The 22,448-nt window shown below is 40.4% G+C and carries 21 protein-coding genes; 10 read left to right on the top strand and 11 right to left on the bottom strand.

Going from position 1 to position 22,448, the window contains the following annotated elements; genetic code table 11:
* The 7 genes from KDU71_RS01845 to KDU71_RS01875 all read right to left on the bottom strand — a co-directional run bounded on the left by KDU71_RS01845 (position 1) and on the right by KDU71_RS01875 (position 8,782).
* Positions 1–576 carry an ExbD/TolR family protein gene (locus tag KDU71_RS01845; protein WP_212188194.1) on the bottom strand — a complete coding sequence of 192 codons (576 nt, stop codon included), beginning with the start codon at positions 574–576 and terminating at the stop codon, positions 1–3.
* Positions 577–615: 39 nt separating this feature from the next.
* The gene (locus tag KDU71_RS01850; protein ID WP_212188195.1) at positions 616–1,071 is read right to left on the bottom strand and encodes a hypothetical protein; all 456 of its coding nucleotides are present in this window, start codon (positions 1,069–1,071) and stop codon (positions 616–618) included.
* Between the two features lie 8 nt (positions 1,072–1,079).
* Positions 1,080–1,892: a MotA/TolQ/ExbB proton channel family protein gene (locus tag KDU71_RS01855; RefSeq protein ID WP_212188196.1), complete on the bottom strand. Its 813-nt coding sequence runs from the start codon at positions 1,890–1,892 to the stop codon at positions 1,080–1,082.
* Between the two features lie 318 nt (positions 1,893–2,210).
* Positions 2,211–3,239, bottom strand: coding sequence for an asparaginase (locus KDU71_RS01860; protein WP_212188197.1), 1,029 nt, complete (start codon positions 3,237–3,239; stop codon positions 2,211–2,213).
* A gap of 14 nt (positions 3,240–3,253) precedes the next feature.
* Positions 3,254–4,018 carry a TatD family hydrolase gene (locus tag KDU71_RS01865; RefSeq protein WP_212188198.1) on the bottom strand — a complete coding sequence of 255 codons (765 nt, stop codon included), beginning with the start codon at positions 4,016–4,018 and terminating at the stop codon, positions 3,254–3,256.
* Positions 4,019–4,161: 143 nt separating this feature from the next.
* A complete protein-coding gene (gdhA, locus tag KDU71_RS01870; protein ID WP_212188199.1) occupies positions 4,162–5,502 on the bottom strand; it encodes an NADP-specific glutamate dehydrogenase in 1,341 nt (446 codons plus the stop codon).
* 358 nt (positions 5,503–5,860) lie between these two features.
* On the bottom strand, positions 5,861–8,782 hold the full coding sequence (locus tag KDU71_RS01875; RefSeq protein WP_212188200.1) for an FAD-binding and (Fe-S)-binding domain-containing protein: 2,922 nt from the start codon (positions 8,780–8,782) through the stop codon (positions 5,861–5,863).
* Positions 8,783–8,890: 108 nt separating this feature from the next.
* Here KDU71_RS01875 and KDU71_RS01880 point away from each other — a divergent pair, with 108 nt between their 5' ends.
* The 9 genes from KDU71_RS01880 to queG all read left to right on the top strand — a co-directional run bounded on the left by KDU71_RS01880 (position 8,891) and on the right by queG (position 16,989).
* Entirely contained in the window at positions 8,891–9,331 is a 441-nt protein-coding gene (locus tag KDU71_RS01880; protein ID WP_212188201.1) for a group III truncated hemoglobin, read from the top strand.
* A gap of 286 nt (positions 9,332–9,617) precedes the next feature.
* Positions 9,618–11,066, top strand: a complete 1,449-nt coding sequence (gene sufB, locus KDU71_RS01885; protein ID WP_212188202.1) for a Fe-S cluster assembly protein SufB — start codon at positions 9,618–9,620, stop codon at positions 11,064–11,066.
* Positions 11,067–11,112: 46 nt separating this feature from the next.
* Positions 11,113–11,865 carry a Fe-S cluster assembly ATPase SufC gene (gene sufC / locus KDU71_RS01890; RefSeq protein ID WP_212188203.1) on the top strand — a complete coding sequence of 251 codons (753 nt, stop codon included), beginning with the start codon at positions 11,113–11,115 and terminating at the stop codon, positions 11,863–11,865.
* Between the two features lie 54 nt (positions 11,866–11,919).
* Positions 11,920–13,308, top strand: a complete 1,389-nt coding sequence (sufD, locus tag KDU71_RS01895) for a Fe-S cluster assembly protein SufD (RefSeq protein ID WP_212188204.1) — start codon at positions 11,920–11,922, stop codon at positions 13,306–13,308.
* A gap of 128 nt (positions 13,309–13,436) precedes the next feature.
* On the top strand, positions 13,437–14,657 hold the full coding sequence (locus KDU71_RS01900; protein WP_244828071.1) for an aminotransferase class V-fold PLP-dependent enzyme: 1,221 nt from the start codon (positions 13,437–13,439) through the stop codon (positions 14,655–14,657).
* Positions 14,658–14,710: 53 nt separating this feature from the next.
* The gene (locus KDU71_RS01905; protein WP_212188205.1) at positions 14,711–15,133 is read left to right on the top strand and encodes a SufE family protein; all 423 of its coding nucleotides are present in this window, start codon (positions 14,711–14,713) and stop codon (positions 15,131–15,133) included.
* A 98-nt stretch (positions 15,134–15,231) separates the two neighbouring features.
* Positions 15,232–15,549 (top strand): iron-sulfur cluster assembly protein, encoded by a 318-nt coding sequence (locus tag KDU71_RS01910; RefSeq protein ID WP_212188206.1) that lies wholly within the window; start codon positions 15,232–15,234, stop codon positions 15,547–15,549.
* Positions 15,550–15,607: 58 nt separating this feature from the next.
* Entirely contained in the window at positions 15,608–16,060 is a 453-nt protein-coding gene (locus tag KDU71_RS01915; protein ID WP_212188207.1) for a hypothetical protein, read from the top strand.
* Positions 16,060–16,989, top strand: a complete 930-nt coding sequence (gene queG, locus KDU71_RS01920) for a tRNA epoxyqueuosine(34) reductase QueG (RefSeq protein WP_212188208.1) — start codon at positions 16,060–16,062, stop codon at positions 16,987–16,989. Before KDU71_RS01915 ends, queG begins: the two co-directional genes overlap by 1 nt.
* 43 nt (positions 16,990–17,032) lie before the next feature.
* On the opposite strand, the gene lpxA is transcribed toward queG, so the two are convergent.
* The 4 genes from lpxA to KDU71_RS01940 form a co-directional block, all read right to left on the bottom strand.
* Positions 17,033–17,821, bottom strand: a complete 789-nt coding sequence (lpxA, locus tag KDU71_RS01925; RefSeq protein WP_212188209.1) for an acyl-ACP--UDP-N-acetylglucosamine O-acyltransferase — start codon at positions 17,819–17,821, stop codon at positions 17,033–17,035.
* A 63-nt stretch (positions 17,822–17,884) separates the two neighbouring features.
* Positions 17,885–19,282, bottom strand: a complete 1,398-nt coding sequence (locus tag KDU71_RS01930; RefSeq protein WP_212188210.1) for a bifunctional UDP-3-O-[3-hydroxymyristoyl] N-acetylglucosamine deacetylase/3-hydroxyacyl-ACP dehydratase — start codon at positions 19,280–19,282, stop codon at positions 17,885–17,887.
* Between the two features lie 43 nt (positions 19,283–19,325).
* Positions 19,326–20,351 (bottom strand): UDP-3-O-(3-hydroxymyristoyl)glucosamine N-acyltransferase, encoded by a 1,026-nt coding sequence (gene lpxD / locus KDU71_RS01935; RefSeq protein ID WP_212188211.1) that lies wholly within the window; start codon positions 20,349–20,351, stop codon positions 19,326–19,328.
* A 128-nt stretch (positions 20,352–20,479) separates the two neighbouring features.
* The gene (locus KDU71_RS01940; RefSeq protein WP_317195155.1) at positions 20,480–21,736 is read right to left on the bottom strand and encodes an HD domain-containing protein; all 1,257 of its coding nucleotides are present in this window, start codon (positions 21,734–21,736) and stop codon (positions 20,480–20,482) included.
* Between the two features lie 245 nt (positions 21,737–21,981).
* Here KDU71_RS01940 and rimP point away from each other — a divergent pair, with 245 nt between their 5' ends.
* Positions 21,982–22,446, top strand: coding sequence for a ribosome assembly cofactor RimP (gene rimP / locus KDU71_RS01945; protein WP_212188212.1), 465 nt, complete (start codon positions 21,982–21,984; stop codon positions 22,444–22,446).
* The last annotated feature ends 2 nt before the right edge of the window (positions 22,447–22,448 follow it).

The raw sequence follows: 22,448 nt of genomic DNA on the forward strand, positions 1-22,448 counted from the left end.
CTAGTTACCTCCTATATTTTTAGGTTCTGCCTCGGAAATCTTTTGAGGAAATACTTCGCGAACAGCTTTTTGCTCTTCTTTTTCAAGCTCCTCATAAGCTTTACCAAATTTTCTTTTCGCTAAATCGTCTCTTAACTCGTTGTAGGCTCTTTGAAGTTCGTTTTGAACCATCAAATAAGTCTGATATTCAGTATCACGGTCGTTCTGCAGAGAGATTACTCCTTTGGTTACTTCCTGAACACCTAACAGTTCAACTTCTATCTCCTTTTTCTCTGGAAGTTTTTCATCATCCAGTGGATTTAAGATAAACTCTTTAGTTGCTTCTGTCAGGTCCCTTATCTCCATTGGTCGGCCTTCTACCAGCAATTGGTTCTGACTGTTGATAAGCACCGTAAATACGTTACGCTCCTTAATAGGAGGGGTATCTTCTGGTTCTTCTTCTACCGGTGGAGGTAAAAGACGTGCTAATCCGGTGTCAGTATCCATGGTAGTGGTTACCAGGAAGAAGATAAGCAACAAGAAAGCAATATCTGCCATTGACCCTGCATTAACTTCTTGTACTTCTCTTTTTGACATAGACAATTAATTTTATGATCCTATAACAGGATCGGGCCATTATTTAAACAGACGCGATAATTCTGTATACAGAATAGCAACAATCACTATTCCAAACAATAAATAGGTTCCATATAACATGGTACCAGCCATGGTCAACATGCTTGGAACGTTATCGGCTCCTTGATAACCTATCAGTTGAAGCGGCGTGTCATCAGACAAGCTATAAGCCACTAATACGATAACTCCCAAAATAGCCATCGAAACTAACGAACGAACAGCATTTCTTGGATTCATCACTAAGTGGAACACTTCAAATAATAGTGATACACCTGCAGCTACATAGATTAACAACTTTGCCCAGTTAAGGAAAGACTCTGTGTAGATTGGTGTGTCATGTGCTACACCATCTGCTTCTGTTAACCATGGACCGAAAAAGAACATTCCGGCAAATACCAAGGTTATTGCTAACAGCAGGTATAGAACAATATTTAAAATTTTTGAAAGCTTAGTCATAACGACAATTATTTTTTCATGTTATATTTTACCAAAATATCCAGTAGAGAGATTGAAGCATCTTCCATAGTATTTACAATACCATCGATTTTAGAAACGATGTAGTTGTAGAATACCTGAAGGATGATAGCTACGATCAAACCAGATACAGTGGTAATCAACGCTACTTTAATACCACCTGCTACAGCTGTTGCAGAAATAGTACCCATTGCCTGAATGCTATCGAAAGCATCAATCATACCGATTACAGTACCCATGAAACCAAGCATAGGAGCAAGCGAGATAAACAATGAAATCCAAGTTAATCCTTTTTCTAAAAGACCCATTTGAACTGAACCGTAAGAGATAACTGATTTCTCAACTACTTCAATACCTTCATCGAAACGATCAAGACCTTGATAGAAGATAGAAGCTACAGGACCTCTTGTGTTACGACACACTTCTTTAGCTGCCTCAACACCACCGTCGTTCAACGCATTCTCGATGTTTTGTAACAACTTCTTAGTGTTAGTAGAAGCAAGATTCAAGTAAATGATTCTTTCGATACAGATTGCTAAACCGAAAATCAAAGCTAAAAGTACAAAGCTCATAAACATTGCACCACCTTCGATGAATTTGGCTTTAATCTGCTTGTGAATACCCTTAGGAGCCTCAGCCATTTCTTCCTCAACAACTGCTGCGGGTTCTTCACTTGGAGCTGTTTGTTCAGCCACCTGTTCTGTAGCTTCGCCAGCTACATTTTCTTCTTCCTGAGCATAAACGGCATTGGCACCGGTACTCAGCATTCCAATTACTGCTAAAAACGCAAATAGCTTTTTCATAGTCTGCTAAAAATTTTGATTTGTATTAGTATTGTTAATACTCAAAATAGTTTAATGTTGTCCCCTTTTCCCTTATTTATTAAAGGTACAAAAAGGTTCAAACCCTTTAATTTTTCAGGGTTGCAAATTACAAAAAAAAAGTCAATTACAAACTCTTAACTGTTAATTTTCGTTATTGCTCACACATTGGAGAGGTTTCATTTAGGAAGTCCCAAAACAAGATCAAATAAATCATCAGTGATGAATCACAAATAACTATTAATTAACGCAAAAGACCTTTTATTAAAACCTATTGATTAAAATGAGACATTAAATACTTTAGATATGAATTTCACCCTGAAGCGATCGGTTTAACTCTTTTTTCACTTCCTCAACCGAAGAACAGTTAGCCAACAGGTACATCAGTTTAGTAACGGCCGCCTCTGTAGTCATATCGTATCCACTAACAACTCCCAGTTCGAGCATATGCACACCTGTTTCGTAACGCCACATTTCAACGCTACCGGCAAGACACTGCGTCACATTTAAGAGGATTAATCCTCGTTCTACAGCTTCTTTAATTTCGTTTAAGAACCATTCTGTAGTTGGTGCATTACCCGAACCATAAGTTTCAAGTACAACTGCTTTGATATTAGGTGCATTCAACACAGCTTTAACCACATCCTTATTTATGCCCGGAAAGATTCGTAACAAAGCAACGTTGGTATCCATTTTTTTGGATACACGGAAGGTTCCGTTGAGTGTTGTGTAACGAATGTAGGGATAATTATATTTAAGATGAATACCTGCTTCGGCTAGAGGTGGATAATTATCAGATCGAAAGGCATTGAAATGCTCTGCATTGTATTTTGTTGTACGATTGCCCCTGAAAAGCTTATCCTTAAAATAAATACACACCTCAGGAACTAGTGCCTGGCGGTTTTTTTGGGCAGCTGCAATCTCCAGAGCGGTTATCAAGTTTTCTTTACCGTCGGTACGAATCGTTCCTAAAGGCAACTGGCTTCCGGTAAGTACAACCGGCTTTTTAAGGTTTTGCAACATAAAACTTAATGCACTGGCAGTATAAGCCATCGTATCAGTCCCATGTAATATCACAAAACCATCGTATAAGGAATAGTTCTCCTCGATAATACCAACCAATTTAATCCAGATATCCGGATGCATATCCGATGAGTCGATGAGTGGCTCAAAAGAAAGACTCTTTACCTGAAAATCGAATCGGCGTAACTCAGGCACGTGCTTTGATATACTTTCAAAATCAAATGGCACCAATGAGTTGGTTTCCGGATCGATGACCATACCAATAGTACCACCTGTATAAATTATCAATATCTTTCTCTCTTCCATACTTATCCGTTTATTTACAAGGCAAACAGTTTTTTCGCATTACTTGTGGTTTGCTGCTTCACCTCATCAACATTCACATTATAAACACCTGCTATTGTTTCGACTATCCTCTCCAGGTAGGCAGGTTCATTTCTTTTACCACGTTTTGGCACTGGCGCCAGATAAGGTGCATCTGTTTCAAGCACGACCTTACTCAATGGAACTCCTTTCAACACCTCACGCAATTTGGTATTTTTAAAGGTTACCACACCGTTGATGCCCAGCATAAAGTTTTTGTATTCCAGTATACGTGCAGCCTCGACTTCATAACCACTAAAACTATGAAAGACTCCAAACAAACTCTCATCCAGTTGTTTTTCGACCACCTCAAAAACCTCAGAAAAAGCATCTCTACAGTGAATCACAATTGGCAAGCCCTTCTCCTTTGCCCAGATAATCTGCTGTTCAAAAGCATCCATCTGCTCCACTTTGTAGGTTTTATCCCAATAAAGATCAATCCCAATCTCTCCAATAGCTACGTAATCGCGTGTATCAATAAAGCTTCTGGCTTGCTTAAGCAGCTGCTTATAATCTGCCCCTATAGATGTTGGGTGTATACCCATCATGGCCAAACAATAGCCTTCAGACCTTGCTTCAAGCTGATGCATGGCTTCAATTGTTTCAATATCAACATTGGGCAATAATATCTTCTCAACACCAGCAGCCCGGGCTCTTTCAACAACCTCTTCTCTGTCATCATCAAAGTCTGACAGGTAAATATGTGAATGTGTATCTATCACGTGCTTCCCTTTTGTTTAGCCACAAAAATACCAATGTTTATTGAGTTTCCAGCTGTGAGCAGTATGATTTTAGTTCAGGTGCATTTTTACAAGAAGGCCGTCCCGGGGAGGAGACGGCCTATATTTGTTGCATCCAGAAAAATTTAAACAACACCTTGAGCAATCATTGCATCGGCCACTTTCACGAAACCGCCAACGTTAGCTCCTTTGATGTAATTTACTTTACCATTTGGTTCAGTTCCATATTTCACACAAGCGGCATGGATTTCTGTCATGATTTGATCCAAACGCTCGTCTACTTCTTTCTCAGTCCAGTTCAAACGCATGCTGTTTTGCGTCATTTCTAATCCTGAAACGGCAACACCACCAGCGTTAACAGCTTTACCAGGAGCAAACATGATTTTATCAGTAGCTAAGAAAGCAGCTTCTGCTGTACATCCCATGTTTGAAGCTTCAGCAATCATCTGACAGCCATTAGCAATTAGAGTTTTTGCATCCTCTTCGTTCAGCTCATTCTGAATAGCACAAGGGATAGCGATATCTACTTTCTGCTCCCATGGCTTCTTACCAGCGAAGAATTCAGAACCTGCGAAACGCTCAGCGTAAGGAGAAACGATATCCTGGTTAGAAGCACGTAGCTCTAACATATATTCAATTTTCTCACCTGAGATACCATTTGGATCGTAGATGTATCCATCGGGACCAGAGATAGTAACTACTTTAGCGCCATATTCAACAGCTTTAAGAGCAGCACCCCAGGCAACGTTACCGAAACCAGAAACAGCTACTGTTTTGCCTTCCATAGTCTCACCTTTAGTAGCTAACATTTCACGAACGAAATAGATAGCTCCGAAACCTGTTGCTTCAGGACGAATCAAACTACCACCGTACTCGCGTCCTTTACCAGTTAACACGCCAGTAAATTCGTTACGCAATTTTTTATACTGACCATATAGGTAACCGATTTCACGACCACCAACACCGATGTCACCAGCAGGCACGTCAGTATTAGGTCCAATATGACGGAACAATTCGCTCATGAAAGCCTGGCAGAAACGCATAATTTCGTTATCAGACTTACCTTTTGGATTGAAATCAGAACCACCTTTACCACCACCCATAGGAAGGGTAGTTAAGCTGTTTTTGAAAGTCTGCTCAAATCCTAAGAACTTAAGACCACTCAACGTTACACTTGGGTGGAATCTCAAACCACCTTTATAAGGCCCGATAGCTGAGTTAAACTCAACACGGAAACCACGGTTAACCTGTACTTCACCACTATCGTCAACCCAAGGTACACGGAAGATAATTGTTCTTTCCGGTTCAGTCATGCGCTCAAGTATCTTAGCTTTTTTATAGTGTGGATTTTCCTGGTAGAAATCCCATACGGTTTCTACTACTTCTTGCACTGCTTGCAAAAATTCGTCTTCGCCAGGGTTCTTAACCCTAACGCTATCCATGAATTCCTTCATCTTAGCGTCCATATTGAAAAGGTATTAAATGTTGGATCTTGTTATTTGTAATAATTATGATTCAAAAATAGATATTTTTAGATAACCCCATTATAATTTGTAAGGAATTTTCATTTTTTTTCAGAAACACACTACTCCTTGAATATCTGCGTATTATAAATTATTTCAACATGTTATTTAGCACTTCATGACATATATCACCTAAACAACAGGCACCAAAGAGTCAAAAATTGTAAGCAAGTGCAATTTGTCATGTTTTTAACACGTGCATTATCCCTTTATTTTTGGCAGAAAGTTGGAACTTACTATTTACATATACTACCAATATAGTGTACACAAATATATAAAGGTACCAATACAAGGTCAATGATTATTTCAGGGCTTCAAACAGTACCTGTGCCGGATGTTCTGCAACAACACCTGTTCCATCTTTAATTTGATGACGACACGATGTCCCTGTAGCAACAATTCCTTCTATGTCTTTATATTTCCTTACTTCAGGAAAAAGCACCAACTCTCCTATCTTCATCGACAAATCATAATGCTCCTTTTCAAAGCCAAAAGAACCAGCCATACCACAACAACCTGATGGTATTTCAATCGCCTTATAATTTGATGGTATCTCCAGAACTTTTTTAGTGAGACCAGTATCCGACAAAGATTTTTGATAGCAGTGCGCATGAAAACGTAAGTTTTTTTCATTCTCAACAAACAGGCTCACATCAATACAACCTTTGTCGAGCTCCTGCGCCAGAAACTCTTCAAAAGTATAGGTATGCTTAGCCAATACCTTTGCAGCTTCTCGCAAATCCTCATCTACCAATTCAACATACTCGTCGCGAAAAGTCAGAATAGCTGATGGCTCCAATCCAATTAACGGCTCCTGCTCATTAATCAGTCCAGATAACAACCTGACATTTTTATTGGCCAACCTGGCAGCCTCTGTCACCAAACCTTTAGAAAGATACGTCCGTCCGCTGGCCATATTTTTTTCCAACACAACGTTATACCCTAACTTTTCGAGCAGCATCACAGCGCAAATCCCAACATGTACCTCATTATAGTTAGTGAACTCATCGGCAAACAAATAGACCTTCCTCGCCTGCCCAACGCTCGCACTTCGTTTCTGATGCCACCTTCGCAATGTTGTGTCGCATAATTTTGGCAAACTCCTTTTGGAGCTAATCCCCAAGTACTTTTCTGAGTATACACTTATCCACCCAAAACCAGTACCTTTATTATATAGATACGAAAACGGCTGTAGCACCCTGTTAATTGCCGGAAGGTTAGCAATTAATTTTGAACGGGCAGGTATTCCGAACCGACTATGATAACCATCCAGGAATTCGGCCTTTAGCTTGGTCATATCCACATTACTCGGACATTCAGTTTTACACGCTTTGCACGACAAGCATAAATCCAAAACACTTTTCACTTCATCATAGCCCATTTTGGTAGCTGGAATTTCACCAGCAAAAAACTCCCGTAACATATTGGCTCTGGCACGCGTCGTTTGCCGTTCATCTCTCGAACCCATATAACTTGGACACATGGTGCCCCCTACCAAATGACTCTTTCGACAATCACCAGAACCGGTGCATTTTTCAGCTGCTCGCACCATACCCAAGGTCGAAGACCAGTCAAATGCAACATCATCCTCAACCTGTGCATCCGCTTGTTTATAGCGCAAGGATGTATTCATTGGAGGCGTATCGATTATTTTACCAATATTAAACACATGACCAGGATCAAATATCTTTTTTACCTGCATAAATAGCTCATAGTTCGATTCACCAACCATTATCGGAATAAACTGTCCCCTCAAGCGTCCATCACCATGCTCTCCACTTAAGGAACCCTTGTATTGCTTTACTATTAGCGCAGTATCCTTGGCAATCTGATAGAATAACTCAACATCTTCCTTACGCTTCATATTTAATACCGGTCTTAAATGCAGCTCACCTGTGCCAATATGTGCGTAGTACACACACTCTTTACCATACTTGTGCAGCATCATTTTAATATCGGCAATAAAAGCAGGCAAATCCTCCGGTCTCACAGCTGTATCCTCAATAACAGGTACCGGTCGCTCATCACCAGGCATATTAGCTAATACTCCCAAACCGGCCTTTCGCAGATCCCACACTTTTTTAATATCACCTCCGTAAACTACCGGATAAGCATACCCAAACCCCTTTTCAACCAATTCATCGGTCATATCCTTTGCTAATCTTTCCACCATTTCTTTTGCATCTCTTGCAAATTCCACCAATAACAAAGCCGCAGGATCTCCTTCCACAAAAAAGCTATTCTTATTTTGAAGTTTATTGCCTTTTGTCAAATCCATGATTGCCTTATCCATCAGCTCAATGGCTCCAGGCTGATACTTCAAACATATCAGATTAGCTTCCAAAGCTTCCTCGATGGAATTGAGATGTACGCAAACAAGCCCCTTTTCTTTAGGAGGTACATCAACCAGATTCAGTTTTATTTCGGTAGTAAACATGAGTGTACCTTCCGAACCAGCCAATAGCTTACAAAAGTTAAACTCTTCCCTTTCACCGTCAATAGGAAAACTTTCTACGAGATAATCTAGCGCATAACCTGTATTTCTTCGTTTAATCTCAGGATGAGGAAACTCTTTTCGAATGCTTCTCCGATTATCGCGATCACTTATTATTTCTCTTACAGAACGGTAGATATCCCCTTCAAAGGATTCAAGTCGACATTTTTGATCAAACTCCCACTTCTGCAACGCTCTGAAATGAACTTCATCACCATTACTCAAATACCCCTTTAATTCCAGCGTATGATCGCGCGTACTACCATATATCAACGAATGAGCACCACATGAGTTATTGCCAACCATCCCGCCTATCATGCAACGATTTGAAGTAGATGTTTCAGGACCAAAAAATAAACCAAACTGCTCCAGATACAGATTTAGTTCATCGAGCACAACACCCGGCTCTACCCTTACCCACTTCTCCTGCTCGTTGACTTCTAATATACGATTCAGGTAGCGTCCAATATCAACCACCAGGCCCGGGCCTACAACCTGACCTGCTAAAGAAGTACCAGCTGCCCTGGGGATCAAAGAAATACCATATTTAGCAGCAAAACGTATTACTTCCTTAATATCAATAGCATCCCTGGGCGTTACAACACCAACAGGTTTATCGAAATAAGCTGATGCATCAGTACTATAAATAATCTTTGTTGCTTCATCTAAATCAAGCCTACCCTTTATTTTTCCACGCAATTCTTCAAACGGATATTCTCCTTCTTTCATAAACCGGAATTTTACCAGCCATTAAGCACCGCTACAATCTAATATTACAGAAGAGTATAAACAAATTCATTCTCCCTCTGTTTGAGAATAAGTAACAAAAATACTCGAATGACTAAATCAAAATTACAAACACGAGACAATATAGAGAAATTGGTACGTACTTTTTACGCTAAAGTACAAAAGGACGATCTGTTGGGACTTTTTTTCAATCAAACCATAAAAACCGAAGAGGAATGGGAAAAGCACTACATACTCCTGACCGATTTCTGGACACTAAACCTTCTGGACATAAAAGGTTTTGATGGCAACCCGGCTAAAGCACATCATGGAGTGGACAAAGCTTTTAAGCACTCTATCACCACAACTCATTTTGATCGCTGGGTAGAATTATGGAGTGAAACTATCGATAAACTTTTTGAGGGAGAGATAGCCAATAAAGCAAAAATGAGAGCACAAAACATGGCCAAAGGAATGTATAAAAAGATACTTGACCAACGACCTGGTGGGTTTATCTTACCAGGCAACGCCACAGATATAAAATTTGGCTGATCAATTAAGTATATTAAGTACTTTAAATATATTACAACAGCTGACTCTCGGACCTACGAACCAACAGCAGCGCATTAATTTAAATAGGGCATAATCCCCCTGTTATTAAAGTATTGACTTATGTCATAAGGCCGTAAATTCGGCAAACCAAATTTTTATTTAATCTTAATAATTACTTATTTTTGCGCTTCCAATAACCAAAATCCGCTTATTAATGAATTAAAATCTGCAATGAACCAATAATATGCTTCATTGTTAGATTGACGAACATGAGTTAATGTAAAATATGGCTGAAGATCAAGATAAAATATTAGAAGAAGTAACTGGCGGGGAATACAAATACGGATTTTACACCGATATTGAAATGGAGGAATTCCCTAAAGGTTTGAATGAGGATATTATCCGCCTGATTTCGGCAAAAAAAAATGAGCCGGAATTCATGCTGGAGTTTCGCCTGAAGGCTTTTCGTCATTGGCTGACAATGAAGCAGCCCAACTGGGCTCACCTGAACATTCCGCCAATCGATTTTCAGGATATCATCTACTATGCAGTTCCTAAAAAGAAACCGGAGCTTGAAAGCATGGATGATGTAGACCCGGAATTAAAAGCCACCTTTGACAAGCTGGGTATACCGCTGGACGAACAAAAAGTACTGGCAGGTGTGGCGGTTGATGCAGTCATCGATAGTGTTTCTGTAAAAACCACTTTTAAAGAGACCCTGGCTGAGAAAGGCATTATTTTCTGCTCTATCAGTGAAGCAGTGCAGGAATATCCTGACCTTGTAAAAAAATACCTGGGTTCAGTAGTTCCGCATCAGGACAACTATTTCGGTGCACTTAATGCAGCTGTTTTTAGTGACGGATCTTTTGTTTACATTCCTAAAGGCGTTCGTTGCCCAATGGAATTGTCGACCTATTTCCGCATTAATGCAATGAATACCGGACAGTTTGAACGTACACTTATCGTTGCTGATGACGACAGTTATGTAAGCTACCTCGAAGGATGTACAGCGCCCATGCGAGATGAGAACCAACTTCATGCAGCTATTGTAGAAATAGTAGCCATGGAGCGGGCCGAAGTAAAGTATTCAACTGTACAAAACTGGTACCCGGGAGATAAAGAAGGTAAAGGAGGTATTTACAACTTTGTAACCAAGCGGGGAATTTGCAAAGGCGATTATTCTAAAATCTCCTGGACGCAAGTTGAAACTGGTTCTGCCATCACCTGGAAATATCCAAGCTGTGTATTGCAGGGTGATCACTCGGTTGGTGAGTTTTACAGCGTGGCTGTTACCAACAACTACCAGCAGGCTGATACAGGGACAAAGATGATTCACCTGGGTAAAAACACCCGCAGTTTGATTGTATCAAAAGGGGTGTCGGCCGGTAAGAGTCAAAATAGCTATCGCGGCTTGGTTAAAGTCTCTAAGAAAGCAGAAAATGCCCGCAATTTCAGCCAATGTGATTCGTTACTATTGGGCGACAAGTGTGGGGCGCATACCTTCCCATATTTGGAAATTGCGAACAACTCAGCTAAGGTAGAGCACGAAGCCACCACCTCCAAAATTGGTGAAGACCAGATCTTTTATTGTAACCAGCGTGGCCTAAGCACCGAAGATGCCGTTGGACTAATCGTGAATGGTTACGTAAAGGAAGTCATCAACCAGTTACCAATGGAGTTTGCTGTTGAAGCGCAAAAACTTTTACAAATCAGCTTGGAAGGAAGTGTGGGTTAAGCCACCAATAATTAACACATTTTAGAAACAATATTAGTAGCAACATATGTTAGTCATTAAAGATTTACACGCCAAAATAGATGACAAGGAAATATTAAGAGGTATTAACCTTGAGATTAAACCAGGAGAAGTTCACGCAATCATGGGACCCAATGGCTCAGGAAAAAGCACCCTTTCTTCTGTATTGGCCGGTAACGAAAAATTTGAAGTCAACGAAGGCAGCGTTAGTTTCAACGGCAAAGATTTATTGGACTTAGCGCCGGAAGACCGCGCACGCGAAGGCCTGTTTTTAAGCTTCCAGTATCCGGTTGAAATCCCAGGCGTGAGCATGGTTAACTTTATGCGTACAGCTGTCAACGAACATCGCAAGTACCGCGAAGAAGAACCTTATTCGGCCAGCGAGTTTTTAAAGCTGATGCGTGAAAAGAAGAAACTGGTTGAAATCGACTCTAATCTTACGAATCGTTCGGTTAACGAAGGTTTCTCCGGTGGTGAAAAGAAAAAGAACGAGATTTTCCAGATGGCTATGCTTGAACCAAAACTGGCTATTTTGGATGAGACCGATTCTGGTTTGGATATTGATGCTTTGCGGGTTGTTGCTAACGGCGTTAATAAGCTCAAGTCACCAGAAAGGTCTACCATCGTGATTACGCACTACCAGCGTTTATTGGATCATATTGTACCTGACTATGTACATGTACTTTACAAGGGACGAATTGTAAAGTCGGCCGGCAAGGAACTGGCATTGGAGTTAGAAGAAAAAGGCTACGATTGGATTAAAAAAGAGTTTGAGGATTAATACCATTTATAAATTTCCGGTTAATATCCTTTACTCACTACAAAAAGATGCATTATGAATAAAACTTGCCGAATCGTTAATCTGCAAGAAGAATATAGCCAGCTTTATCAGGAGCATCGCTCTATGATTGAAGATGGCGCGCCAGAAAAAATGAATGCATTACGGGCTAAAGCCTTTGAAACATTCATTGAGAAAGGCATTCCTTCAAATAAGGTTGAGGCTTATAAGTATACCAATTTGCAACCTTACTTTAAAGGCACCCTTGACATTGCCTTCTCAAAAGAGGCTGCACTAAATGGCTCTTCCAATAAGTTTCACTGTAGCGTTCCAGAACTGGATACACACAATGTTTTTCTTATCAATGGTTGGTTTGCTCATCTGGAGGATGCGCACCAGCTTCCGGAAGGAGTAGTTGTGGGCAGTATACGGGAAAAAGCCCTTGAATACCCTGAGGTATTTGAAAAGTATTATGGGCAAAACCTGGGCGATGACAATGACGCCATGGCTGCCATGAACACAGCCTTTGCACAAGATGGTGCGTTTGTATACGTTCCCAAAGGTGTGGTAGTTGACAAGCCCATTCAGCTGGTTAACATCATGACTGGCGAAAACGACCGCTTGGTATTTCAGCGCAACCTCATTGTGGTGGAAGATAATGCCCAACTAAAAGTGATGCTGTGTGACCATACCATCTCCCCACAAAAATTTGTGATTAACAACCTGACAGAAGTATTTGCCAACGAAAACAGTGTGTTTGATGTTTATAATATACAAAATCAGCACAACCTGACAACACAGGTATCTGGCATGTATGTGCATCAGAAAAAATACTCGAACATCCTGACAAATAACCTTACACTTCATTCCGGCGTTACTCGTAACAACATACGCGTGACCATGGATGATGAAAATTGTGAGAGCCACGTCTATGGCTTGTACCTGAGTGATAAAAACCAGCATGTTGATAACTATTCATTCATTGACCACGCAAAGCCTCATTGCCAGAGTTTTGAGCTTTTCAAAGGGGTGATGGATGATTCTGCATCAGCAGCTTTCACGGGTCGCGTTTTAGTACGTCCTGATGCTCAGCAAACCAATGCTTATCAGAGCAACAACAACCTTCTACTGACGCAAAATGCCAAAATTAACAGCAAGCCTCAATTGGAGATTTATGCTGATGATGTAAAGTGTAGCCACGGTGCCACAGTTGGTCAGCTGGATGATGATGCCATGTTTTATTTAAAAGCTCGTGGCATCAATGAGAATGAAGGACGAATTCTGCTGATGTTTGCATTTGCCTACGAGGTGATTGAAAAAATCAGAGTTGAGCCACTGAAAGAAAATATTCGCAGCCTGGTTGAAAAACGATTCAGAGGCGAATTTGACAAATGCGACTCATGCGTTGTTTGCGGCCATCAAGGTGCCAGCGTGAGCTGCTTATAAAGAAATATTGGCTTAAGAATAGGATTCTTAGATATAACCTAAATCACAAAGACACAAAGATCACCTGGAATAAAATGTATTCTGTGTGCGCTTCGTGTCTTTGTGGTTATCAATAATAACTTCATCAAATGGCTATTAATATTGAGCAAATAAGAGCTGACTTCCCTATATTACAGGAAACTGTGTATGGAAAACCATTGGTATACCTGGATAATGCAGCCACCACTCACAAACCACAACAGGTTATTGACGCTGTTTCAGAAGTATACCTGAAATATAATAGTAACATCCACCGCGGGGTGCATCATTTAAGCAATGTATGCACACAAGCTCATGAAGAAGCTCGTATTAAAGTACAACAGTTTATCAATGCTCAGCACTCGCACGAAGTTATTTTTACAAGAGGAACCACCGAATCCATCAACCTTCTGGCATCGTCATTTGCCGACACCTTTTTAAATGCCGGTGATGAGATCCTTGTGTCCCAATTAGAGCACCATTCCAATATTGTTCCCTGGCAATTACTCGAAAAGAAAAAGGGTGTTATTCTGAAATATATTCCCATTAACCAAGCTGGCGAATTGATTCTTGACAATATTGATGAGCTGATTAATGACAGAACCAAACTGGTAGCGGTTGCTCATATCTCCAATGCACTTGGCACAGTTAATCCAATAAAAACCATAATTCAACAGGCCCACAGCAAAAACATCCCCGTGATGATTGATGGTGCACAGGCTGTTCAACATGTTAAAGTAGATGTGCAGGAGCTGGACTGCGATTTTTACGTATTCAGCGGCCATAAACTATATGCTCCTACCGGCATTGGTGTACTCTACGGAAAAGAGGAATGGCTGAATAAGCTCGAACCTTATCATGGAGGTGGTGAGATGATTAAAACTGTCTCATTTGAAGGCACTACCTTTAATGAACTTCCGTTTAAATTTGAAGCAGGAACGCCCGATTTCAGTGGCTCAGTTGGTTTAGGCGCCGCTATTGACTATGTCAATAACATTGGTATTGATGTCATCGCACAATATGAACACGAATTACTAAGCTATGCCACTCAACAGCTATCGTCCATACCGAACATTCGTTTCTTTGGCACAGCAGCTGAAAAAGCAAGTGTCATATCATTCCTTATAGGAGAAATACATCCCTTCGACATTGGCACCATGCTCGATAGGATGGGCATTGCAGTTCGTACCGGTCATCACTGTGCACAGCCACTCATGCAGTACTATAATATACCAGGCACCTTACGTGCATCATTTGCCATTTATAACACCAAAGAAGAAATAGATAAATTGACTGAAGCGACTGAACGTATAGCTCAGCTTTTTGGTTGATTCGGTTTTAATTATCAATTTTGCCACACGAATAATTACAACGAACAAACAAAATGACTATAAACGAAATACAAGAGGAAATAATTGAGGAATTTGCTGCCTTTGATGAGTGGATGGATAAATACTCATACCTGATTGAAATTGGTAACGATTTGGAGGGTTTCAAGGATGAATGGCGCCTTGAACAGAATCTGATTGAAGGTTGTCAGTCAAAAGTGTGGGTACATGCCGAATTACAGGATGATAAGATCATTTACTCAGCCGATAGTGATGCAATCATCACCAAAGGCATCATTGCATTGCTAATACGCGTACTGTCTGGCCGCACTCCGGATGAAATTCTTAATTCAGAACTTAATTTTGTGGAAGAAATTGGTCTAAAAGATCACTTGTCGCCCACCCGCTCAAACGGCTTATTGGCCATGATGAAACAAATGCGCCTGTACGCTGTTGCTTTTAAAGCAAAGCTGGGCTAAAAAATGGAGTGAAAAGCAGAAGTCCGGCAAATAAGAAATAAGCATTCTGCAGATAACCTTCGGCCATAAGCTGGCTGCTATCTGCTAAAAATAAAAATATGGCAAACGAGTTTTTACAATTGGAGGGAGAAATTATCAAGGTCATCAAAACCATTTTTGACCCTGAAATTCCTGTTAATATCTACGATTTGGGATTGATATACGAAATTGATGTTAATGATGAGGGCAAAGCACGTGTTGTAATGACCTTAACCTCACCAAACTGCCCGGTAGCTGAATCCCTTCCTGAAGAAGTACATGAAAAGGTAGCAGCCATTGATGGTATCACCAGTGTTGATCTTAATCTGACCTTTGATCCGCCCTGGACCAAAGACATGCTGTCTGAGGAAGCACTTTTAGAGCTTGGACTTTTATAAAAAACAATCAATCATACCATAAAGCTCTCGTTAAGGGAGCTTTTTTAATTCATTACACATGGAAGGTCTCTATATTAACCTGGTTAGAAAACAACCACTCAATTACCTTCGATTAATTGCAGGGCTGGCCATGATTGGCGCCACCATCTACCTTGGTTTTTATTCTAACCAACAACGTTTCTCATTGCTTCATCTGTCAATATTTTTCATTGCCGGACTCTATTATGCTGTTTTAGGGGCCGGCATAAATCCGGTAAAGACATTTGGCAAAGCCTTTATTTTGGTGAACCAGAACTGCATTGCAGTTAAAAAATCGATCTTCTCAAAATCCATGGAAGCTCAATGGGACAGCATCAATGAAATCCAGCTTAATATCACGGCGATTCGCATCAAACTTAATGATGGAGAGAGTTTTGAATTTGAATACCAGGTGTTAGATACAGATACTACACACGAGCTAAAAACCCGCATAGCGTTAACTGCCAAAAGTAAAGGCATCACAGTCAATTAATGGACATTATCAGTCAGGCATACCACAATCAGATTAAGGACAAGGCCCTGGAATTGGGCTTTTCAGATATTGGCTTCGCCCTGATTGAATCAATAACTGATGATGAAGAGCGACTACAGGAGTGGCTTAACAATGGCTACCAGGCCGGCATGAGCTATATGAGTAACCATTTTGAAAAACGAGTCAATCCTTCATTGTTGGTCGAAGGAGCTAAAAGCGTTATCTCCGTTATCATCAACTACACGCCAAAAACTTTACAAACCGACCCTACAGCGCCCAAACTAGCACGCTATGCCTATGGCAAAGACTATCATTTCGTTATAAAAGATAAGCTGAATGAGCTCTTTACTTTTATAAAAGAGCATGTTTACTCGTCGCTGGAAGGGCGTGTTTTTACCGACTCTGCACCAGTATTGGATCGCGCATGGGCTGCAAAGGCCGGTCTTGGATGGATTGGCAAAAACACTAATCTCATCCACAAAAAGCTGGGAAGCTACATATTGATTGGCGAACTGATAACAAACCTGCCAATACAAGGCAGTCAACCAGTCAAAGAAGCCTGTGGAGGCTGCCAACGCTGTATAGATGCCTGCCCGACCGGGGCACTGTTTGCCCCTTTTCAATTGGATGCCAATAAGTGTATTTCTTACCTCACCATTGAGCATCGCGATGAGTTACCAGTAGAACTAAGAGGGCAATTTGAGAACTGGGCTTTTGGCTGCGACATCTGCCAGGAGGCTTGTCCGTGGAACTGGAAGGCTCGCCCAACCAAAGAGGAAGCCTTTGAGCCACACCCCGAACTACTTAAACTATCAAAAGACGAGTGGCATCAAATGGATGAAGACCGTTTCAGGGAATTATTTCGCAAATCAGCTGTAAAACGCACTAAATTCTCTGGTCTCCGGCGCAACCTGGATTTTCTGCAATAAAAAACCGGCACGTGGCCGGTCTTTCTATATATCTACAAGATGTTTATGCTTTATCAGGATAGTATCCTTTGATAATTCCACGCTGTGAATTACGTACGAAAAGAATAATTTCGTCACGCTCTTTTGACGCCGGCATTTCTGCCTCAATGCGCTCTATTGCATCAGAATTATTCAAGCCCATCTGGAACAGGTAGCGGTAAATATTCTGGATATCTCTTATCTGCTCGTTGGTATATGATCGTCGACGCAAGCCAATTGAATTAACACCTGCGTATGAAATACGCTCACGACCAGCCTTAACATATGGAGGGACATCTTTTCCAATTAGTGTACCACCGGCTACCATTACGTGAGCGCCAATATGCACAAACTGGTGAATGGCCGAAGTACCGCCAATAATGGCAAAGTCATCTATCACAACTTCTCCTGCTACCTGCACAGCATTGGCCAAAATTACATTATTACCAACAATCGCGTCATGTGCAATATGCGTATAGGCCATCAACAAACAGTTGCTACCAACCACTGTTTTACCTTTGGCTTTAGTGCCTCTGTTTACTGTCACACATTCTCTGATAGTAGTGTTATCACCAATTTCGGCAGTGGTTTCTTCTCCTGCAAATTTCAAATCCTGAGGAACCGCACCAATTACAGCACCCGGAAAAATTTTACAGTTCTTTCCAATTCTGGAACCTTCCATGATGGTCACATTTGACGCAATCGTTGTTCCCTCTTCGATAACGACATTCTTGTCGATGGAAACGAAAGGTTCAATAACAACATTGGGAGCAATCTTTGCCTCCGGATGGATATATGCCAATGGTTGTTTCATTTCTAAAGTTGTTTTAGTTCTTTATTCGTTCTGTTAACTTTAAACAGAACCCTTTTGGTGTAATTACTTATTTTTTACTACTTGCGCCATAAACTCACCTTCAGACACAACTGTATCGCCAACAAAAGCTGTTCCTTTCATGTTGGCCATACCTCTTCTAAACTCGGTGAGCAGCTCTAACTTGAAAATGATAGTATCACCCGGCACCACTTTCTTACGCAACTTCACATTATCAATCTTCAGAAAATAAGTACTGTAAGCACCCGGGTCCTCAAGTTGACTTAATATGAAGATACCTCCAGCCTGTGCCATAGCCTCTATTTGAAGAACAGCTGGCATTACAGGCTCGTCGGGGAAGTGCCCCACAAAAAATGGCTCATTCATGGTCACGTTCTTCACGCCAACAATTGAACGTTCTTTCAATTCAATAATCTTATCAATCAACAAAAACGGCGGGCGATGGGGCAACATCTTTTTAATATCATTGATATCGCATACAGGCTCCTTACATGGATCATAATGCGGGACCTCGGGTTTAAGCGCTCGTTTCTTAATTTCTTTACGAATTAACTTGGCAAATTCAACATTAGCCATATGGCCTGGACGAGTTGCCATAATGCGACCTTTGATAGGCATACCACATAGCGCTAAATCGCCAATCACATCAAGTAATTTATGACGTGCCGGTTCATTAGGATACACCAACTCAAGGTTATTAAGTATTCCTGTTGGCTGCACTTCCACACGCGGTTGATTAAACAAATCAGCCAGTTTATCCAGCTCTTCCTGAGATATTTCCTTATCTATAATAATAATGGCATTATCTAAATCACCACCTTTTATCAGGTTATTTTTCAACAAGGGTTCCAGCTCATGTAAGAACACAAATGTGCGACAGGCTGAAATCTCCTCTTCAAAATCATTGAGGCTATCCAATGTAGCATATTGATTGGAAAGCAGAAGAGACTTGTCAAATGATATCTTAACATCGGCACTAAACTCATCATCGGGCAATGCCATTAGTTTAATACCGCGCTCCTTATCCTCAAACACCATTTTTTCCTTCACGACAAAATACTGGCGTTCTTCATCTTGTTCCTCAATACCTGCTTTATTGATCGCCTCAACAAAAAACTTCGAACTTCCGTCAAGAATTGGAGCCTCAGGTCCATCTACTTCAATCAAACAGTTATCAATACGCATGGCTACCAAAGCGGCCAGACAGTGCTCAATGGTGCTTACCTTAGCTTCTCCTTTCTCCAAAACAGTTCCACGCTGGGTAAAACCAACATTATCAGCCAACGCATCTATCACTGGTTGCCCTTCTAAATCAATTCTTTTGAATTTATAACCGTGGTTAACCGGAGCAGGTGTCAAAGTGAGATTCACTTCTACTCCTGTATGTAAGCCAGTTCCTTTAAGGCTTACTGATGTTTTTATAGTTCTTTGCTTTTCAGTCATATGCTTATCTTCTTCGACAATAACGACGACGAATTATGAATGCTTATTCTTCTAATTTCTTTTTCAGTTCGTCCAACTGAGACTTCAACTGAGGCAATCGCTTAAATACAACATACGAGCGATTAAATTCTCCCATATCCATAGTTGGAGAACCAAACTGAATTGAGTTCTCTTTTTTAATTGACTTATTGATACCTGTTTGAGCACCAGCCTTGGTACCATTAGCAATGGTTATGTGCCCTGCAATACCAACCTGTCCGCCAAACATGCAATCCTGCCCCACTTTTGTAGACCCTGCAACACCTGATTGTGCCGCAATAACAGTGTTCTCCCCAATCTCTACATTGTGAGCAATCTGAATCAGGTTATCGAGCTTAACACCTTTTTGAACAACTGTAGAGCCCATTGTAGCCCTGTCAATGGTGGTATTGGCTCCTATCTCCACATAGTCTTTTAATACTACATTACCAATCTGAGCCACTTTTTTATATTCATTATTGGCATTTGGTGCAAATCCAAAACCATCACTTCCAATAACAGCTCCGGCATGAATGGTACATTGCTTACCAATAATACAGTTTTTATAAACCTTTACACCGGCATAGATGGTAGTGTTATCATCTATTTTAACATTATCTCCAATATAGGTATGCGGATAAATCTTCACATTATCCCCGATACGCACGTTTTCGCCGATATAGGCAAAGGCTCCTACATACACAAAGTCACCTAGTTTTGCGCTATCATCTACAAACGAAGGTTGTTCAATGCCTGTCTTTTGAGGTATACTCTGCTCATACATTTCCAATAACTGAGCTAAGGCTTCGTATGCATTAGGCACCCTTATAAGCGTAGCTTTAATTTCCTTTTCGGCTTCAAAGGAATCATTTACAATCACCACATCTGCCTTGGTGGTGTATATATATTGATTGTATTTAGGATTTGCTAAAAAAGTAAGCGTTTCAGGCTTCCCCTCCTCTATTTTAGACACATTCCTTACAATCGCTTCTTCGTTTCCTTCTACCTTACCGTTTAATAATTCGGCAATTTGACCGGCTGTAAATTTCATTTATAACAAACATTTGTTTGACAGCACTTTATAATCACACCCACACCACTAAAAATTCATAGTAAAGCTAATTGATTAACAAGCTAAATGTCAAAAAATTTGGTGCAAATCTAGTAAATATATTTACTTTAGAAAAGCGTAACATTTCTTTGCAATTCGGACTCAATACATTTAGGATAACACACGTAATGTTTCCTAATGGTTTTACCAAGTACCGAAAGGTTAAGCATATCAGAGGCCTTAGAAATATCTTTTAGTTCATTGTTATTATATAATATCTCAATTTTATCGTCCTTTATGCTGTATGCATTATTCGTAATTGTATCGGTAAACACAAAATAGTTTGCCTGCTGTGTTGACTTTAGGTTAAACTTCTTTTGCGTCACGTCCTTTATAAACTGTATGCTTTCACCTTTAAAAGGTTTCTCACTAATTCTGATTCGCCATAGCTGCCGGTTAACAAACCCTTTTGCCAATGTCGACAATATAATATCCGGGTGCTGGGTCCATGATTTTATGGAGCACATAATATCATCATCATCGAGCAAAGCAAAATTATTTAACACCTCTTCATCGTTATTAAAATCCTCGATACTTGGCTTACGTTTCATAAAAAACAGCAGATGTGCAGGTGCAAACAACTCCTCTCCCTTAGCAATCAATTTTCTGGCCCTTTTAAGTAAATGTACCAGCATTTGTTCGGCCGCCAAAGCTGTTTTGTGCAAATAAACCTGCCAATACATTAGGCGTCTGGCTACCAGAAATTTCTCGATAGAATAAATCCCCTTCGATTCAATTACCAACTTATCATCCACCACATTGAGCATCTTAATAATGCGATCTGAGCCAATCACTCCTTCCGAAACTCCTGAAAAGAAACTATCTCGTTTCAGGTAATCCAGCCGATCCATATCCAGTTGACTAGAAACCAATTGATGTAAGAACCGTTTAGGGTAAGTATCATTGAAAATATCAATAGCTGTTGATAAAACACCATCAAACTCCCCATTCAGTTTCTGCATAATAATCTGAGATATGGCTTCGTGCGACACCTCTACCAAAGAATGCTCAAGCACATGACTAAATGGTCCATGCCCTATATCATGTAATAAAATAGCAGCATGAACAGCGGTTGACTCTTCATCTGAAATTGCATTCTCCTTTGAAATTAAAGTCTCAACAGCAGAACTCATTAAGTGCATAGCACCCAGAGCATGCTGAAAACGGGTATGCATAGCACCTGGATATACCAGATGAGTCAGACCCAGCTGCTTAATGCGCCTTAACCGTTGAAAATAGGGATGTTCAGTAAGATCGTACAAAAGCTCATTGGGCACTTTTATAAAGCCATGAACAGGATCGTTAATTATTTTCCTTTTATTCACACATTATGCTAATTGATTGGTTGGCAATATACAAAAAACGCTTCAGTTACTAACATAATCACCAACTTCATAAACACATAGCAACTTCTCAATTTAATCTGTACGATGGGTATACACTAATAACTGCGTAATATAAAGAAGTATGTCATTTGGATAAGTGTGCTGATATTATTATCTTTGCGCTTGATTTACCGAGTGGAAGACTTAGGGGACAAAATAGTCCCCTATTTTATTAGACAAAAGGCATGATAACAGAAGCTACAATCGAAGGTATCATCACTGATAAGTTAGCAGCAGACGAAATGTTTCTGGTGGAGTTGGCAGTTAAACCCGGCAATAAAATTATTGTCATGATTGATAATGACAACGGGGTGCCAATTAGTTACTGCATTGAACTGAGCAAGTTTATTGAAGCAGGACTTAACCGTGACGAAGAAGATTTTGAACTGGAGGTAGCATCAGCCGGCATTGGTCAGCCGTTCAAGGTGAAACGCCAATATATGAAAAACATTGGACGTGAAGTAGAAGTACTCACCTCAGCAGGCATAAAATTCACCGGCAAGCTCATTGCGGTTGAGGAAGAAGGCTTTACAGTTGAAGTAGAAGAGAAAGTGAAGATAGAAGGCAAGAAGCGTAAAGAATTGCAGGTAAAAACGGTAAATTGTAATTTTGACGAAGTAAAACAGGTAAAAGACATTATATCTTTTTAAAT

The organism is Carboxylicivirga sediminis (assembly GCF_018156225.1).
In the GTDB taxonomy this organism is placed as follows: domain Bacteria; phylum Bacteroidota; class Bacteroidia; order Bacteroidales; family Marinilabiliaceae; genus Carboxylicivirga; species Carboxylicivirga sediminis.